Origin of the sequence: Mesorhizobium sp. M7A.F.Ca.US.014.04.1.1 (genome assembly GCF_003998745.1) — a bacterium.
GTDB lineage: Bacteria > Pseudomonadota > Alphaproteobacteria > Rhizobiales > Rhizobiaceae > Mesorhizobium > Mesorhizobium ciceri.
This window is the reverse complement of the sequence record NZ_RZRW01001472.1, coordinates 1-435: the sequence shown is the minus strand read 5'-3', so window position 1 is coordinate 435 and position 435 is coordinate 1. Positions and strand designations below refer to the sequence as shown.

Sequence of the window (435 nt, the reverse complement as noted above, 5' to 3'; positions counted from 1 at the left end):
GCTGGTAGGTCGGTGCTTGATAGACCGGTGCCGGCGCCTGATAGACGGGCGCTGGCGGCGGGTAGTATGTGCCGCCTGCCGACGATCGGTGGCTGCTGTGCGAGCTGTGGCTGCTGTGTGAACTGTGGCCTGCCAATGTGAATTTGTGATCCAGCTTAAAAATATCGAAAAGCGATTTTGTCTTGCCGCCATCGCCGGGAGGCACAAGAGGCATTGCGACGCTCTCGATCGGCATGAAACCGGCAGCGAGCAACGATGGGATCGCGAAAAGCCGCTTTTTCATGCGACGCCAAACCTCTCGTACCCATGTGCCTTCGGATGCCACTCAAAGAAACCGCCGCACTCGTTGCGCAGACTACAATCGGCGCAATCCGAGACGTAGGCTCTTTTCCAGTCCGAGATAGTCGAAGGTGCGAACATCCGATAATTGGCGGG

Annotated in this window: 1 pseudogene; it reads right to left on the bottom strand. The window is 57.7% G+C overall.

Going from position 1 to position 435, the window contains the following annotated elements:
• Positions 1–283 (bottom strand): annotated as a pseudogene (locus tag EOA22_RS37180) (His-Xaa-Ser repeat protein HxsA); the annotation flags it as partial.
• Positions 284–435: the final 152 nt, after the last annotated feature.